Consider the following 17,431-nt stretch of genomic DNA (forward strand, 5'->3'; position numbering starts at 1 on the left):
TAGCAGGATAAGCTTCGGATAAAAAACAAAAAAATGAAAGTATTTGTAATAGGCATAGGTTTGATTGGTGGTTCGATGGTATTGGATATTAAAGATTTGTATCCGCACGCCACGATTTATGGGATTGACACCAATGAAAAGCATCTAGATCAGGCAATTGAATTGGGTGTTATTGATGAAATGGCAACATTTACAGATTTAATGCATGCTGATTTTGTGATTGTTTCGGTTCCTGTAGATGTAGCGCTCAAGGTTGTACCCCAAGTTTTGGAGGCGATAGGAGATCAAACGATTGTTTTTGAGGTGGGTTCGACAAAATTGCCTATTTGTGAAAGTATTGCTAACCATGCCAAAAGGAGAAATTTTATAGCCACGCATCCTATTGCTGGAACCGAATTTTCGGGACCATCAGCAGCGATAAAAGGGTTGTTTCAAGGCAAAACAAACATTATTTGTGAGGTAGAGAAAACAACTTTTAAATTGCAAGAACGCGCCTTGGCATTGTTTCAAGAAATGGGAATGCGGATTAGGTATATGGATCCGAAATCACACGATAAGCACATTGCGTATGTGTCGCATTTGTCCCATATCAGTGCTTTTATGTTAGGAAAAACAGTCATTGACAAGGAAAAACACGAGCAGGATATTTTTGATATGGCAGGTTCTGGTTTTGAAAGTACCGTGCGTCTTGCTAAAAGTTCACCCGCAATGTGGACACCCATTTTTAAGCAAAATAGAAAGCAAGTCGTAAAAACTTTGAATGAATATATCTTGAATTTATCTAAATTTAAGGAGCTTTTAGAGAATGAGGATTACGAGGCGATTTACAATGAAATGGAAAGTGTGAATAAGATTAAAGAGATATTAAACGGGATGAATGTTAAGAAGTAAACAGTTGACAGTTTTCAGTCACAGTTAACAGCTAGCAGTGTTCATAAGAAAACATATAGAAAAAACGAAACTTAGAAAATAAAATTTAGAAAAGATGGAAAATAAGAAAGAAATGAGAAACTGGTTGGAGGCATTTAATTTGACCCACCCATTAGTAATAGCAGGGCCATGTAGCGCTGAAACCGAAGATCAAGTATTGAAAATTGCACATGAGTTAAAGGATTCGGATGTAAGTGTTTTTAGAGCAGGAATCTGGAAACCAAGAACGCGTCCAGGAGGATTTGAAGGCGTGGGGGAAATAGGTTTGAAATGGTTGAAAAAAGCCAAAGAAGAAACAGGTTTGTTAATGGGAACTGAAGTAGCCAATGCTGCTCACGTAAAATTAGCTTTAGAATATGACATTGATGTGTTGTGGATAGGTGCTAGAACAACGGTAAATCCTTTTGCGGTTCAGGAAATTGCAGATGCATTAGCAGGAACAGATAAAATTGTTTTGGTGAAAAACCCTGTAAACCCAGATTTATCTTTGTGGTTGGGTGGAGTAGAGCGTTTGTACAATGCCGGAATCGAAAAATTAGGAGTTATTCATAGAGGTTTCTCTACGTATGAGAAAACAAAATACCGCAACATTCCAGAGTGGCAAATTGCTATTGAATTGCAAAATAAATTCCCTGATTTGCCTTTGATTATAGATCCTTCGCACATTACTGGTGATCGCAAAATGATCTTAGAGGTAACGCAAGAAGCCTTAGATTTGAATTACGATGGGATGATTATTGAAACGCATATTGATCCAGATAATGCTTGGAGTGATGCGGCACAGCAAGTAACACCTGATGCTTTGAAGCAAATTTTCATTGATTTAAAAGTGCGTAAAATTGATGATGTATCGGATGATTTTACTCAGAAAATGAAAAAACTACGAGCTAATATTGACGTTTTAGATGCGACTTTGCTAGAGCTTTTAGGCAAACGTATGAAGGTAGCGGACGAAATTGGTTTGGTGAAAAAAGCCGCGAACGTAGCAGTATTACAAAACAACCGTTGGAACGAAATTTTAGGTAAAATGATTTTGGATGGAGAAACCAAAGGACTTTCAGAAGAGTTTGTTTTAAAATTATTCAAGGCCATTCACCAAGAAAGTATCAACCATCAAGATAAGGTTTTGAATGCTTAATTTCTTGTAAGTTTTTAATAAATCCTCCAAAACTTTTTTAAGAAGATTTTGGAGGATTTTTGTTTGAACTTGTTTCTAAAAAAACTCTACACTTTGAACTTCAAACTTCAAACAAAATTTTACCTTTGCCTTATGACAGGACTCGTTTACAAATCTACAGGAAGTTGGTACACCGTAAAATCAGAACAAGGAGATTTTATCGAATGCCGCATCAAAGGAAAATTCAGAATCAAAGGCATTAAAAGTACTAATCCCATTGCCGTAGGTGATGTAGTTGACTATGAATTAGAAGAAACTTCAGATGCTGTAACGGGAACTATTCACGGAATTCACGATCGTAAAAATTATATCGTTCGAAAGTCGGTCAATTTATCGCATCAAATGCACATTATTGCCTCTAATATTGATCGCGTTTTTTTGTTGATTACGGTTAATAATCCGCCAACTACTTTTAATTTTATCGACCGTTTTTTAGTAACAGCAGAGGCTTACGGGATTGAAACTGTGTTGGTTTTTAATAAAATAGACACTCTTGATGATGCTACTCTTGATGAGCAATTGTACATGCAGCATGTATACCAGCAAATTGGATATCAGTGTTTGCGCGTATCCTCAACCGAAATGAAAGGTGTTGAGGAATTGAAAGCAATGATGATTGGTAAAGTAAGCATGTTTTCTGGTCATTCAGGAGTTGGAAAGTCTACTTTGGTAAATGCCATGGAGCCATCATTGCATTTGCGTACCAAAACTATTTCGGAGGCAAGCAAGCAGGGGCAGCACACCACAACTTTTGCAGAAATGTTTGATTTATCTTTTGGTGCCAGTATTATTGACACACCCGGAATCAAAGGATTTGGGATGGTTGATATGGAGCCGGCTGAAATAAGCGGATATTTTCCGGAATTTTTCAAACTAAAAGATCAGTGTAAATTCAACAATTGCTTGCACAAAGAAGAACCGAAATGTGCTGTAAAAGAAGCATTGGAACGAGATGAAATTGCCTGGTCACGTTATAATAGTTATCTCAAGATTTTAGAAGGAGATGATGAACATTATCGCACAGATGTGTATGACGAAGATAGAAAAGCAAGTGATAAAACGAGGGAGTAATGTTTCAATTATGAGTTATGAATTATGTCAGGTAATGCCATAAAAATAAAATCATTTGATTTTGCTTTACGAATCGTAAAATTGTATCAATTCTTACGTACGGAAAAGAAGGAGTTTGATTTAAGTAAACAGCTACTGCGTAGCGGTACGTCAATTGGTGCGTTTGTGAGGGAATCAGAACATGCGGAAAGTAAATTAGATTTTATTCATAAACTTGCAATTGCACAAAAAGAAGCCAATGAAAGCGACTATTGGTTGGAATTATTGTTTCGATCTGAATATCTTAAAGAATCGCAATATGAATCTTTGAATCGTGATATTGTTGAACTTAAAAAAATCATAGCTTCAATTATTATTTCAACTAAAAACAATTTAAAAAAATAGCTATTATCGTTTTAGTTCAGTTTTCATAACGCATAATTCAACATTCATAATTATTTTGAAAGTAGTAATCCAAAGAGTTTCACAAGCCTCAGTCACAATAGACAATCAAATTGTAGCCAATATTCAAAAAGGATTGTTGGTCTTGGTTGGAATTGAAGATGCGGATACGCATGAAGATAGCAGCTGGCTGAGTTCTAAAATTGTCAATCTCCGTATTTTTGGAGATGAAAATGATGTCATGAATCTTCCTATAAAAGATATCAGTGGTGATATTATTGTGGTCTCTCAATTTACCCTTCATGCCTTAACCAAAAAAGGCAATCGCCCATCTTATATTAAAGCGTCGAAACCTGAAACTGCCGTTCCTTTGTATGAACAATTTGTCTCCCAAATAGAACAAGATCTCGGTAAAAAAGTACAAACCGGAGTTTTTGGTGCCGACATGAAGGTACAACTCCTAAACGATGGTCCAGTAACTATTGTAATTGATAGTAAAAATAAAGAGTAAAAATAGTTTTATATTGTGAGATTTGTGCTATTTTTGAACACCACGAATTAGGAAATCCTTAACAAGCAATCAATGCGCTTTTCTTTGAATTGCGAAATTTTCTAGAACCCACTTGGGTTCATCATTCATTATCTTTATTTTATATCAAATGAGAATTACAACTCTTGTTGTTCTTTTTGCTGCCATTTTCGCATCAAGTTTGAACGCCCAAAAAATTAATTATACTGCTGTAACCATTGCGGATAGTCTTAAAAACAATGCCAATGCAGTTATTAGACTCAATCAGTTAGACATTTCTATAGCTTCGCAAAGAAGTATGAACATCAAAACCAAAAGGGTGGTCACCGTTTTGAATGAATTGGGATTAAAAGCAGTAGATGCTGTCGAAAATTTTGACAAAAGACGCACAGTTAAAAATATCGAAGCTGTTGTCTATGATAACTTTGGAATCGAAATCAAAAAGATAAAGCGAAAAGATTTTAAAGAACAAAGTGCATCAGGCGGTAGTACTCTTTTTTCAGATGGACGCTTTATTTATCTTGAGTATACCCCTACACAATACCCTTTTACTATTGTTTACGAAAGTGAAATTGAAACCTCTAACACTGCATTTATTCCCACTTGGTCTTTGCTTTCAGAATATAATGTGAGTATTGAAAAAAGCATTGTCAACGTCAATGTGCCTCAAGCATTGGGTTTTAGAAAAAAAGAATTCAATTTCGCCAATTTTAAGATAAAAACTATTGTTGATTCGCCAACGCAATTGCAGTACGAAGCGCTCAACATTGTTGCCGAAAAATACGAGGATTATACACCAGCTGCTAAGGTGTTTCCTAAAGTAATGATGGGTTTAGAAAATTTCAATTTAGAAGGAGTCGACGGAACTGCAAAGAATTGGAAAGAATACGGGAAATGGTTTTCAGAAAACATTCTTATCGGTACCACCAGCCTTAGTGAAGAAGCAAAATCTAAAATAAAAGCTTTGGTAGGCACTGAAACAGATCCGATTAAAAAAGCTAAAATTGTTTACAAATTTGTTCAAGAAAAATCGAGATATGTCAGTGTGCAAGTCGGTATAGGCGGTTTCAAACCTATGTTGGCCTCCGATGTTGATCGATTGGGTTATGGTGATTGTAAGGCACTTTCAAACTACACTAGAGCGCTCCTTGAGGTGGTTGGGGTCCCTTCGTACTACACAGAATTGTACGGTGACCGCGATATTCGTAACATCGAAGCTGATTTTTTCTCTGTTCAAGGAAACCATGTTATTTTGTGTGTCCCAAATGCAGATGAAAGTATCTTTCTAGAATGTACGAGCCAAGATGACCCCTTTGGTTTTCAAGCCAATTTTACTGACGATCGTGATGTTGTGGTCATGAAACCTGAAGGTGGAGAAATTATTCATACTAAAAAGTACCACGATAATGCTAATGGTCAAATTTCGACAGGGAACTATAGTTTAGATGCTCAAGGAAACCTCACAGGGGCTATAAAAATTGTGTCTACTGGATCTCAGTACCAATCCAAAGCTTCCATAGAAAAAATGCAACCTGCCGATAAAGACATCCATTATAAAAGATACTGGACTAATATTAACAATTTGAAAATAGCTAAGATTGAACTTCAAAACGATAAGGATAAAATACATTTTGTTGAGAATATTAGTTTAAGCGCTGAGAATTATGCTCCAAATACTGGTGGAAAAATGATGGTAGCAATTAACACCTATAATCAATTTTTAGGAACTATAAAGCGTATTCGTAATCGTAAAAACCCGTTCGAAATACCTCGTGGTTACCTTGATACTGATGAAATAGCAGTAGCGCTACCTGCAGGATTTCAAATTGAATTTTTACCGGCGAACTTCGAATTAAAAACCAAATTTGGTGATTATAAAACCGAAATTATTAAAAAAGACAATAACAACCTGGTGTACAAAAGAACCATCCTCATCAAAAAGGGTATTTATGCCAATGCTGATTATGATGCTTATAGATTGTTTATGGAACAGATTGCTAAAAATGACAATGCCAAATTACTTTTAACCAAAATTTAATCTCTAATGACTCTAAAGAAAATTACCTGGACTCTTTTCTTATTTATCTTATGTTGCAAAATTCAAGCCCAAAACTTTGAACTCGGAAAAGTTTCAATTCTTGAATTGCAAGAAAAAGTACATCCTAAGGACTCTAGTGCAGCTGCTGCAATCCTTTTTGAAAAGGGAAAAAATACCTTTATATATTCACCTGAGAAAGGGTTTATGATGGTGACAGAAATTAAAACTCGTATTAAAATCTATAAAAAAGAAGGATATGAATGGGCGAATAAAAGTATCCGTTTCTATTCCGATAATGAAGCTAGGGAAACAGTTTCTTTTTCGGATGCGATTACCTATAATCTAGTCGATGGTAAAATTGAGAAAACAAAACTTAAAAGTGATGGTGAATTTAATGAGGTTGTAAATAAATACTGGGGAGAAAAAAAAATCACAATGCCTAATGTGAAAGAAGGTTCTGTAATTGAATTCAAATACACAATTAAATCCCCAAGAGTAAGTAGCACCAGGGAGTGGTATTTTCAAAATAGTATTCCTGTAAATTATTCTGAGTACGCCAACACTGTACCAGAGTATTTTGTCTACAATGTAAATATCAAGGGATTCATTAAGCCAAATGTTACCGTAGAGAAAAAAAGTAATTCAATAACTCTTACTTCAAAACAACGAACTACTGTAAACCGCGCTACAACAACTTCTTTTAATGATGAGAAAATAGAATATGTTGAAACAAAAAAGACTTACATAGCTGAAAATTTGCCAGCCATGAAGGAGGAGCCTTTTGTTAATAATATGGGTAATTATACAGGGACCTTAGTTCAAGAATTAGCAATGACTAAATATCCTGGAGAGTTGATACAAACTTTTGCTACAGATTGGAATTCAGTTGCAAAGACGATTTATAACTATGATGAATTTGGACCAGAACTAAATAAAACAGGTTATTTTGAACAAGATTTACAAAAAGTAATAGCAGGATTAAGCTCTACCGAGGATAAAATTACTGCCATTTTGCAGTTTGTTAAAGCTACAGTGAAATGGAACGATTATTACGGGTATTCTTGCAACGACGGTGTAAGACAAGCTTACAATAAAAAATCGGGTAATGTAGCCGAAATAAACTTAATGTTAACAGCTATGTTGCGATATGCTGGTTTAACAGCTAATCCTGTTTTAATTAGTACACGTTCAAATGGGATAGCCATATTTCCCAACAGAACCGCTTTTAATTATGTTATTGCTGCCGTCGAAGATGGTCAAAACCTAATTCTTTTAGATGCTACAGATGCTTTTTCTGCTCCAAATATTTTACCTGTTCGCGATTTAAACTGGTTTGGTAGGCTAATTCGAAAAGATGGAAGTTCAATAGAAGTAGATTTGATGCCAAAGCAAACTGCAAATGATGTTATTTCGATGAATTACAGCGTCAATGATAAAGGCGAAGTTTTAGGAAAGTTGAGACGACAAAGAACAGATCATCATGCCATGCTTTTTCGATCTGCAGTTGCGGGTACCAAAGAAGATGCTTACTTAGAAAAATTTGAAAATGACAACAATAACATTGAGGTTAGTGGATATGAAAGAATAAACGAAGTCGATTTTAAATTACCTGTTATTGAAACACTTTCGTTTAAAGGAGCTAATTTTAGTGAAAAAGTAGGGGATGCCATTTATATCAAGCCTTTGTTATCTTTTACCACAAATGCAAATCCTTTCAAACAAGAGATTAGAGAATTTCCAATTGATTTTGCTTTTCCCTTCATGGATAAATATGTCGTAAATTTTCAAGTTCCAAACGGATATAAAATAGATTCTTACCCAGAAACGGCAGTTATTTCCATGGAAGATGGGTTAGCTACCTTTAAATTTTTAACTAGTTTGACGGATAATACTGTTCAAATATCAGTTTCATGTCAAATAAATGCTCCAATAATACCAGCTGACTATTATTTAGCCCTAAAAGAGTTCTTTCAAAAGATGATTGACAAACAAAACGAGAAAATTATTCTTGTAAAATTATAAAAACTGTAATGATCAAAAATTGGTTTGTTGTATTGTTGGCTTGTATTGGTTTACAACTAAACGCACAAGATCTTGAATTGGGTAAAGTTTCTATTGACGAACTTAAGATAAAACAACATCCAAAGGATTCTAGTGCTGTGGCCGCAATAATTTTTAATAGAGCTAAAACTACTTTTAAGTATAATTTAAAGGATGGATTTTCAATAGGTACAGAGTTTCAGGTTCGCGTAAAAATTTATAAAAAAGAAGGATTGAACTGGGCTACTTTCAAGGTGCCCTTTTACATTGGTTATGAAGATAGGAACGATGAGTCAGTTCAATTTTCTGATGCAGTTACCTACAATTTAGTTAACGGTGCTATTGAAAAATCAAAACTGAAAAGTGAGGGTAGTTTTGTGACCAAAGTAAATGAGTATTGGAAGGAAGCATCTATAACACTACCTAACGTCAAAGTAGGTTCTATAATTGAGTTTAAATATTTTTTGAAGTCAGAAAACATAATCAAATTTCCTAGTTTTTATTTTCAATATGAAATTCCGGTAAATTTCGCCCAGTTTACAACAGCAATACCTGGATTTCTTGTTTATAAGGCACTTGTTAGTGGTTTTGCACCAATCAAAACGGCACAGAAAGTGTCAGGAGGTTCTTTTAGTTTTCCTAGTAGATATGACCGGACCAGAACAGACTATGTTAATTTTCAACAAGTCATAAGCACTTACTCTGCTGAAAACATTCCTGCTTTAAAGCCAGAGCCTTTTGTGGACAATTTGCAAAATTATAGAGCTTGTTTGAAACACGAATTAGAAAAAACACAGTTTTACCAAGAACCGGAAAAAGACTATGCTTCAACTTGGGAAGGGGTGAGTACCTCTATTTTTGAAGATAAAAATTTTGGTAAACAGCTAGATTTTGGTCTTTTCTTTTTAGATGATGTAAAAGAAATTATAAAAAACGATACAAACACCCCGCTCAGTTCTGAGGAAAAAATGAATAGCATTTTTACATACGTTCAACAAAGAATGAATTGGAATGGTGAAAATGGGTATTACACGGATAAAGGAGTTAAAGATGCTTACAGTAGTAGAGCTGGTAATTCAGCCGAAATAAACTTTATTCTCATCAATATGCTGCGCATAGCAGGAGTTGATGCCAACCCCGTTTTGGTAAGCACCTTAGATCATGGAGTTCCAGTATATCCAAATAGAACAGGATTCAATTACGTAATTGCATCCGCAACGATTGAAGGTAAAAATGTATTGTTGGATGCTACCAATAAATATACCAGTCCCGATATTTTACCTTTGAAGTTGCTCAACTGGCAAGGAAGATTAATTCGAAAAGACGGGTCATCCGAAGAGATAAATCTGGTACCTAAACAGCCTTCCTCGATAAATCACAATTTGTTTGCAAAAATAAATTCTACAGGGAAGATCGAAGGAAAATTTAAAATGTATCATACGGCTACCGAAGCATTTTTATTTCGCGAAAATCAAGCTAATCAGGATCAAAATACGTACCTTGAAAGATTAGAAAATAAATGGAACGGTCTCGAAATTACCGAGTACGGTACAGAAGAAAATAAAACAATTAGCAGTCAGGCAATTAGTGAGAAATTTGATTTTTCAACGGTAAATCATTGCGAAATTATTGCAGGTAAATTATATGTAAATCCAATGTTGTTTTTAACTAGTGCAATCAACCCCTTTGTTCAAGAAAACCGTGAGATGCCCATCTATTTTGCTTACCCAAAAAATAGAAAATATAATTTTAATATTGAAATCCCTGCAGGGTACGCTGTGGAGTCAAGCCCTAAGCCAATTAAAATCTCAACTCAAGGAAATGAAGTCGTATTTTCGATGAATAGCACCGTGGTTGGTAATACTATTCAAATGATAGTCAGCGAAGAGATCAAAGGAGCTTTATTTAAAGCAGAATTTTATCCGGAGTTAAAGACTTTTTATCAAAATGTAATTAATAAGCAAAACGAAAAATTCATTTTAAGCAAAATATAATAATGAACTTAAAAAACGCACAACTCGACGTAGATACTTGGATCAAAGAACACGGTGTACGCTATTTTAACGAATTAACTAATATGGCACAACTCACCGAAGAAGTAGGTGAAGTAGCTCGTATTATTGCCCGTCGTTACGGTGAACAGTCTGAAAAAGAAAGCGACAAAAACAAAGACCTTGGCGAAGAATTAGCTGATGTGGTTTTTGTAGTGTTGTGTTTGGCCAACCAAACAGGAATCGATTTGCAAGCTGCTTTCGACAAAAAGATGGATCTGAAATCGGTTAGAGACAAAGATCGTCACAAAAACAATGAAAAACTGAAATAATTTGTCAATTGTAAATTATGAATTATGAACGAGTAGTGGTAAATTGCGCAGCTAGGGTATTTAATTTATAACTCGCAATTCACAACTCACAATTATACGCATGAATTTAAGACTAAGCACTAATTCACAATTTACAATTCACAATTCGCAGCTCGATATAACAGGTTCTAAAAGTGAAACCAATAGATTACTACTGTTACAAGCGCTATTCCCAAATATTACTTTAGCTAATACCTCCAATTCAGATGATAGTGAGGTTATGGCTAAAGCTTTAAAGCAAGTTTCAGCAGCTAGTGGAGAGCCACAAATGGTAGACATTCACCATGCGGGAACCGCTATGCGTTTTCTAACAGCTTATTTTGCAGTAACGCCCGGAGCAACAGTTACACTTACCGGTTCACAACGCATGACCGAACGCCCAATACAAGTTTTAGTCGAAGCATTGGAGCAGTTGGGTGCCAAAATCACTTACGAAAAAAACGAAGGTTATCCGCCTATCAAAATAGAAGGGCAAAAAATTACAGCCTCTAAAGTCTCGATTCCCGCCAACGTGAGTAGTCAGTACATTTCAGCCTTGCTATTGGTGGCTCCTAAACTCGAAAATGGTATCGAAATCACTTTAGTGGGTGAAATTACCTCCGTTCCATACATCAAAATGACCTTGGCATTACTTAACGATTTGGGTATTACAACTCGCTTTGAAGGCAACAGCATTACAGTAACTCCTCAAAAAGAATCTGAAAGCAAAATAATGACGGTAGAGTCTGACTGGAGTTCAGCATCCTATTTTTTTAGTATTGTAGCGCTTGCTGATCAAGCCGCAATTACTTTGAATAGTTACAAACAAACCAGCCTTCAAGGCGATGCTGCTTTGGTAAGTATCTATGAACAATTAGGTGTGCGTACTGAGTTTAACGGTAACCAAATGACATTAACGAAGGATGTTAATTTTGTTCCAGCAACACAACTCACTTTCGATTTAAACAATACGCCTGATATTGCGCAAACCATTGTGGTTACCTGCTTAGGTTTAGGAATTGGCTGTCACCTCACAGGTCTTCACACTTTAAAAATTAAAGAAACAGATAGGCTAGAAGCACTCAGAGTCGAACTCACCAAATTAGGAGCAGCCATCACAGTTACCAATGATAGTCTAACCTTAGAGCCATCAGCTACTTTAAACAAAGAGGTAACTATTGCAACGTATAACGATCACCGTATGGCTATGGCTTTCGCTCCTTTGGCTATTAAAGTGCCATTACACATTGCGGATGCTGGCGTAGTTTCAAAATCTTATCCTGATTTCTGGAAAGACATGGAGTCGATTGGCTTTCAGGTAGCGCATTTATAAGGTTTAAATGCAACGTTATCAGTTGTTTTTGAAAATAAAAGCCAAAACACTTGACAACGCCTATCTCACAATCGTATATTTGCACCCGAAAGATTTTTATGTTGCTACAATGTGAGTAACTGTTGAAAATCTTAAACTTTTAAAATAAAAAAATAAATGAAGTTATCCCATTTTCAATTTGATTTACCAAAAGAACTTCTTGCGGAGTATCCAGCCGAAAATAGAGACGAGGCTCGTCTAATGGTTATTGACCGTAAAAAACAAACTATAGAGCACAAAATGTTCAAAGATATCATCGAATATTTTGACGAAGGTGATGTTTTAATTCTAAATAACACTAAAGTTTTTCCTGCTCGTTTGTACGGTAACAAAGAAAAAACGGGTGCTAGAATCGAAGTTTTTTTACTAAGAGAATTGAACGCAGAGCAAAGATTATGGGACGTGTTAGTTGATCCAGCTCGTAAAATCAGAATTGGTAATAAATTGTACTTCGGCGACGATGACTCGCTTGTTGCTGAGGTAATCGATAATACTACTTCTCGTGGTAGAACATTGCGTTTTCTATACGATGGCTCTTACGAAGAATTCCGTAATAAATTGACTGAACTTGGAGAAACTCCAATTCCAAAATACATTTCTAGAGATGTAACTCCAGAAGATGCAGAGCGTTACCAAACCATTTATGCTAAAGAAGAAGGTTCCGTAGCTGCTCCTACAGCAGGTTTGCACTTCTCTAAGCATTTGCTTAAAAGACTTGAAATCAAAGGTGTGAATTTTGCCGAAGTAACCTTGCACGTTGGTTTAGGAACATTCAATCCAGTTGAAGTAGAGGATTTGTCAAAGCACAAAATGGACTCTGAAGAGTTAAAAATCACGCAAGAAGCTTGCGATATCGTAAACGAAGCAAAAGCAAAAAGAAAACGTATTTGTTGCGTAGGAACTACTTCTATGCGTGCCGTAGAAAGTTCAGTTTCGTCGCAAAACACTTTAAATCCGTTCGATGGTTGGACCAATAAATTTATTTTTCCTCCTCACGATTTTGCAGTGCCTACGTGTATGATCACCAATTTTCATACTCCAAAATCAACTCTTTTAATGATGATTTCTGCATTTTGTGGCCACGATTTAATGAAAAAAGCCTACGCTGAAGCTATCGAAGAAAAATACAAATTCTACTCTTATGGCGATGCCATGTTGATATTGTAATTCAGTACAGAATATATTTTAAAGAATCTCGTCAGCAATGGCGAGATTTTTTTTTGCGTGTGTCCCTCCCAAAAAAAGGTCGGGTCGGGCTGTTCGCTCTATCTTTATTTTCTTTTAAAAAAAGAAAATAAAGGATGCCGCTGCCATCCCTCACACCAAATCGCGGTAAATTCTCGTGTACTTTAAAACAGTTAAATTTGTTATGAGTACGTATTTTTGAGAATTTTTTCTTCAATTCAAGTAGTGCTAATTCAAACATTCATTTGTTACACTAGCTTGATTTTTTGTACTTTTACGTTTCAAAAAATTGTATATGAAATTTCAAAATACCCTTGAATTTGCAAGGCAACTCGATGCACAAGATCCTCTTAATAAATACCAATCTGAATTTATTTTTCCAAAAGTAAACGATAAAAAAGTCATTTATTTCACCGGAAATTCGCTCGGTTTACAACCCAAACGTACCAAAACCTATGTTGATGAGGTTATGAATGATTGGGCTAATCTCGCTGTCGAAGGTCATTTTTACAGTGACAAACCTTGGTGGGATTACCACGAACGCTTTGCAGAGCCTTTAAGTAAAATCGTTGGTGCTTTGCCAACTGAAGTTACGGTAATGAACACGCTCACCGTTAATTTGCACTTGCTTATGGTTTCGTTTTATCAGCCAACTAAAACGCGTTACAAAATCATTTGTGAGGAAAAAGCATTTCCATCAGATCAATACATGTTTCAAAGCCAAGTTGATTTTCATTCCCGTGCCGTTGGTTTTGATAAACAAGATGCTTTGGTTGAAATCAAAAGACGTGAAGGCGAGCATAACATTCGCCTAGAAGATGTTTTAGCCAAAATTGAAGAGGTAGGCGATGAGTTGGCGCTTGTACTTATTGGTGGCGTTAATTATTATACAGGTCAAGTTTTTGACATGAAAACCATTACTGCAGCGGGTCATAAAGTGGGAGCCTATGTAGGTTGGGACTTGGCGCATGCCGCTGGAAATGTCAAATTAGAACTCCATGATTGGAATGTTGATTTTGCAGCATGGTGCAGCTACAAATACATGAATTCAGGACCAGGTAATGCATCTGGTTGTTTCATTCATGAAAAACACCACAACAATTCGCAGTTGCCTCGCTTTGCCGGGTGGTGGGGCCATAATAAAGAACGTCGTTTTAAAATGGAACCTAATTTTGATCCTGTTCACGGAGCTGATGGTTGGCAAATAAGCAATTTACCTATTTTGTCATTAGCACCCTATCTCGCTTCTGTTGATATGTTTGCTGAGGTTGGCATGGATGCACTTCTTGAAAAACGCGATCTCATCACCGCTTATCTAGAATTCGTTTTGCATGAAATCGATAATGAAGTAGACAGTACTTTTGAAATTATTACACCAAGTAATCCTCAAGAGCGTGCTTCACAATTATCAGTGTTCCTGCATGGTGAAGGACGCAGTTTATTTGAGTATTTAATGAAAAACGGGGTGATTACAGATTGGAGAGAACCTAACGTAATTCGGCTAGCTCCAGTTCCTTTATACACTTCGTTTGAGGATATGTTTGAATTTGGTCAGATTTTGAAAAAGGGTATTCTAGGCAAGTAAAATCGTTGAATTATATAAATCACAAAAATAATTCCATAACATTAATGTTTTAAACCCAATATATCTTTGTAAAATAGAAATTTAAAAACAAATCATTATGAAAATAGTATACTTTATGCTACTTGCCTTAGCAGTAGTTTCATGTCAGAATCAAACAAAAGCCGATGTTGCAAAAGCTAAAGCTGCAACTGTAGACTCCATGAAAGTAGCCATGGAAAAGCAAAGAGTAATCGACTCGATGCAACAAGTTATGGTTAAAATGGAGGAAGAAAAATTAGAAACTAAAAAAGAGGTTATTGTTGTTAACCAGCAAGCGCCAAACACTACTACAACGACAACAACAACTCAAAAAAAGGGTTGGAGTAGTACCGCTAAAGGAGCTGTAATTGGTGCTGGTGTAGGAGCAGCAACTGGAGCAATCATCAGCAAGAAAAAAGTTCAAGGAGCTATTATTGGTGGTGTTGCAGGAGCAGGTGTTGGTGCTGGAACAGGTGCGATAATCGACGGTAGTAAGAAAGACTAATTAGTTTTATACAGATAAAAAAAGGTTCCTTTTCAATTGAGAAGGAACCTTTGCTGTTTAATATGCATCCATGTTGCTAATGATTTCATTTGCTTTGAGCTTAATTCGGTACAGTTCTTCTGGATCGATTTTCTTCAATAAATTAAGCATCATTGCCATACGCTGATTGCCTTTGAAATATTCCTTTTTTTCATCCAAAAAGTTCCAATACAAACTATTGAAAGGACATGCTTTGTCTCCGAATTTGTCTTTTACATTGTAATGACATTTGGCACAATTATTACTCATTTTGTTGATGTAACTTCCTGAGGAGACATATGGTTTGGTAGCAATAATCCCGCCATCAGCATATTGTGACATCCCTCTAGTGTTGGGCATTTCAACCCATTCAATAGCATCAATGTATACGCCAAGATACCAAGCATCTACCTCGTCAGGATGTATTTGTGTTAACAAAGTGAAATTCCCAATCACCATCAAACGCTGTATGTGATGTGCATAAGCTTCATCTAAACTTTGTTGAATAGCATGCTGCATACAATTCATTTTGGTTTTTCCAGTCCAGAAAAAATCAGGAAGTGAGTTGCTATTATTCAAGGCATTCATATGGCTATAATTGGGCATTTCTTTCCAGTAAATCCCACGTATGTATTCGCGCCAGCCTAATATTTGGCGCACAAAACCTTCAACTTGCGATATGCTAATAGTATTTTCATTGGCCCAGTAATGTGCAACAACGGTATCGACAACTTCTTTTGGCGAAACCATTTTACTATTCATTGCAAATGACAAACGACTGTGGAAAAGAAATTTTTCGTCAGTATGCATGGCATCTTCGTAGTCGCCAAAATACGGCAGCAACTTTCTACAAAAATAATCCAGCACTTCTAAACAAGCCGCTCGTGAAGTGGGCCAGCTAAAGTCCGTCGCGTTGATCGCTCCAAATGTGGTAATACCTGCATTTTGAATTTGTTGTAAAACTGTCGTAACATCTGTATGGAAATTTTTTTCTGCAGGTACTGGAACTTCGCCTTTGTATTTTTTTCTATTATCAGCATCAAAATTCCATTGGTTTCCCACAGGCGTTGCACCTTGCATGAGTACATGATGTTTTTTACGCATGTTGCGGTAAAAATTTTCCATCAGCAACAACTTTTTACCTTCAAAAAAAGTACTTAATTCAGTTCTGCTCGTGTAAAAATGTTCCGTGTCAAAAACTTCAGTTGCTATTTGTAAGTTACTACAAATATTTTGCAACTGCTTATCCAAGCGGTATTCGTCAGGAAGTTGGTATTCGAATTTTTCAATTCCGTTTACCTGAATACAATTTTTAATTAATTGCTCTAAATTTTGAGGATTGTTTGTGGCATCAATTTCAAAGTACAATACACGATGACCTTTCGCTTGTAAGGCTGTAGAAAAATTACGCATCGACATAAAAAACGCCACAACTTTTTGAATGTGGTGTTTGACATAGTCAGTTTCTTGCCTCATTTCGGCCAAAAGATAAAACGTATCATCATTAACTTCCTCGAACCAAGAATGTGCTTCATTTAGCTGATCGCCCAATAGTAAACGTAATTTTTTCATCTATTATTTTTTGAAAAAAGAGGTAGTTGGTTGTTCCTTACGCGCATATTGGTAACGGTCAAGTAAAGTGGGTAAACAATACCCATCTAAACCATTGATGGCCACAACACCTGCTTTATCGAGTTGTAACCAATTCGCAGGATGCTCTAATTCGTCGTTATAAAACAAATGTTCAATTGACGCGATGATATGAATGGTATCATTTTCGGCAATAAAATATTCATTAAGGTATTTGCAGTACAATTGCACTGGGCTTCCTTGTACAAAAGGAATTTCTAAACCGTCTTTATACTCTTCAGTCAAATTGGTTTTTTCAAATTCAGAAATACCGTATTCATAGTTCGCTGAGGTATGGTGTGCGTCAGCAATCATTGATTCTGTGATATGGTTTACGGTGAAATAGCCCGTTTCTTTAATGTTTTTATAGGTATCTCGCGGAACTGTTGTAGGTCGCATAATAAAACCAATCATCGCTGGATGACTTCCTAAATGGGTAACGCTGCTAAAAATAGCCACGTTCGAAATTCCATCTGCTGATTTGGTTGCTATTAAGTTAGCTGATTTATATCCGGTGCATGAATTGATTAAATTCAATCGGGCTACTTTTTCCATTTGTGAGATGGTATCTTTGGTAACGTGCTTCATATTGTCTTGTTTTTAAAACAAAGA

Annotated in this window: 15 protein-coding genes; 13 read left to right on the forward strand and 2 right to left on the reverse strand. The window is 36.0% G+C overall.

All coding sequences use genetic code 11. The annotated features are described in order from the left end of the window. The first annotated feature begins 33 nt into the window (after positions 1 to 33). The 13 genes from ACXX8U_RS01170 (at position 34) to ACXX8U_RS01230 (ending at position 15,172) form a co-directional block, all read left to right on the forward strand. Positions 34 to 891 carry a prephenate dehydrogenase gene (locus tag ACXX8U_RS01170; protein ID WP_458564256.1) on the forward strand — a complete coding sequence of 286 codons (858 nt, stop codon included), beginning with the start codon at positions 34 to 36 and terminating at the stop codon, positions 889 to 891. A 94-nt stretch (positions 892 to 985) separates the two neighbouring features. Next, the gene (locus ACXX8U_RS01175; RefSeq protein WP_458564257.1) at positions 986 to 2,068 is read left to right on the forward strand and encodes a chorismate mutase; all 1,083 of its coding nucleotides are present in this window, start codon (positions 986 to 988) and stop codon (positions 2,066 to 2,068) included. A gap of 132 nt (positions 2,069 to 2,200) precedes the next feature. After that, positions 2,201 to 3,178 carry a ribosome small subunit-dependent GTPase A gene (gene rsgA, locus ACXX8U_RS01180; protein WP_458564258.1) on the forward strand — a complete coding sequence of 326 codons (978 nt, stop codon included), beginning with the start codon at positions 2,201 to 2,203 and terminating at the stop codon, positions 3,176 to 3,178. Positions 3,179 to 3,202: 24 nt separating this feature from the next. Next, positions 3,203 to 3,562, forward strand: coding sequence for a four helix bundle protein (locus ACXX8U_RS01185; RefSeq protein WP_458564259.1), 360 nt, complete (start codon positions 3,203 to 3,205; stop codon positions 3,560 to 3,562). A 55-nt stretch (positions 3,563 to 3,617) separates the two neighbouring features. Continuing rightward, positions 3,618 to 4,070: a D-aminoacyl-tRNA deacylase gene (gene dtd, locus ACXX8U_RS01190; protein ID WP_458564260.1), complete on the forward strand. Its 453-nt coding sequence runs from the start codon at positions 3,618 to 3,620 to the stop codon at positions 4,068 to 4,070. A gap of 148 nt (positions 4,071 to 4,218) precedes the next feature. After that, positions 4,219 to 6,126, forward strand: a complete 1,908-nt coding sequence (locus ACXX8U_RS01195) for a DUF3858 domain-containing protein (RefSeq protein ID WP_458564261.1) — start codon at positions 4,219 to 4,221, stop codon at positions 6,124 to 6,126. Positions 6,127 to 6,132: 6 nt separating this feature from the next. Next, complete coding sequence (locus ACXX8U_RS01200; protein ID WP_458564262.1) at positions 6,133 to 8,148, forward strand: DUF3858 domain-containing protein; 2,016 nt, start codon at positions 6,133 to 6,135, stop codon at positions 8,146 to 8,148. 8 nt (positions 8,149 to 8,156) lie between these two features. Then, the gene (locus ACXX8U_RS01205; RefSeq protein WP_458564263.1) at positions 8,157 to 10,160 is read left to right on the forward strand and encodes a DUF3858 domain-containing protein; all 2,004 of its coding nucleotides are present in this window, start codon (positions 8,157 to 8,159) and stop codon (positions 10,158 to 10,160) included. Positions 10,161 to 10,162: 2 nt separating this feature from the next. Next, the gene (locus tag ACXX8U_RS01210; protein WP_035661076.1) at positions 10,163 to 10,489 is read left to right on the forward strand and encodes a nucleotide pyrophosphohydrolase; all 327 of its coding nucleotides are present in this window, start codon (positions 10,163 to 10,165) and stop codon (positions 10,487 to 10,489) included. A gap of 100 nt (positions 10,490 to 10,589) precedes the next feature. Continuing rightward, on the forward strand, positions 10,590 to 11,840 hold the full coding sequence (aroA, locus tag ACXX8U_RS01215) for a 3-phosphoshikimate 1-carboxyvinyltransferase (protein WP_458564264.1): 1,251 nt from the start codon (positions 10,590 to 10,592) through the stop codon (positions 11,838 to 11,840). Between the two features lie 156 nt (positions 11,841 to 11,996). Beyond that, positions 11,997 to 13,046 (forward strand): tRNA preQ1(34) S-adenosylmethionine ribosyltransferase-isomerase QueA, encoded by a 1,050-nt coding sequence (gene queA / locus ACXX8U_RS01220; RefSeq protein WP_210790783.1) that lies wholly within the window; start codon positions 11,997 to 11,999, stop codon positions 13,044 to 13,046. A 313-nt stretch (positions 13,047 to 13,359) separates the two neighbouring features. After that, positions 13,360 to 14,649, forward strand: a complete 1,290-nt coding sequence (gene kynU, locus ACXX8U_RS01225; RefSeq protein ID WP_458564265.1) for a kynureninase — start codon at positions 13,360 to 13,362, stop codon at positions 14,647 to 14,649. A gap of 97 nt (positions 14,650 to 14,746) precedes the next feature. After that, complete coding sequence (locus ACXX8U_RS01230) at positions 14,747 to 15,172, forward strand: YMGG-like glycine zipper-containing protein (protein WP_210790779.1); 426 nt, start codon at positions 14,747 to 14,749, stop codon at positions 15,170 to 15,172. Between the two features lie 57 nt (positions 15,173 to 15,229). On the opposite strand, the gene ACXX8U_RS01235 is transcribed toward ACXX8U_RS01230, so the two are convergent. Continuing rightward, positions 15,230 to 16,762: a cryptochrome/photolyase family protein gene (locus tag ACXX8U_RS01235; RefSeq protein ID WP_458564266.1), complete on the reverse strand. Its 1,533-nt coding sequence runs from the start codon at positions 16,760 to 16,762 to the stop codon at positions 15,230 to 15,232. Between the two features lie 3 nt (positions 16,763 to 16,765). Then, on the reverse strand, positions 16,766 to 17,407 hold the full coding sequence (locus ACXX8U_RS01240) for a flavin reductase family protein (RefSeq protein ID WP_458564267.1): 642 nt from the start codon (positions 17,405 to 17,407) through the stop codon (positions 16,766 to 16,768). Positions 17,408 to 17,431 lie beyond the last annotated feature (24 nt).

This window comes from Flavobacterium sp. GNP001 (genome assembly GCF_054343775.1).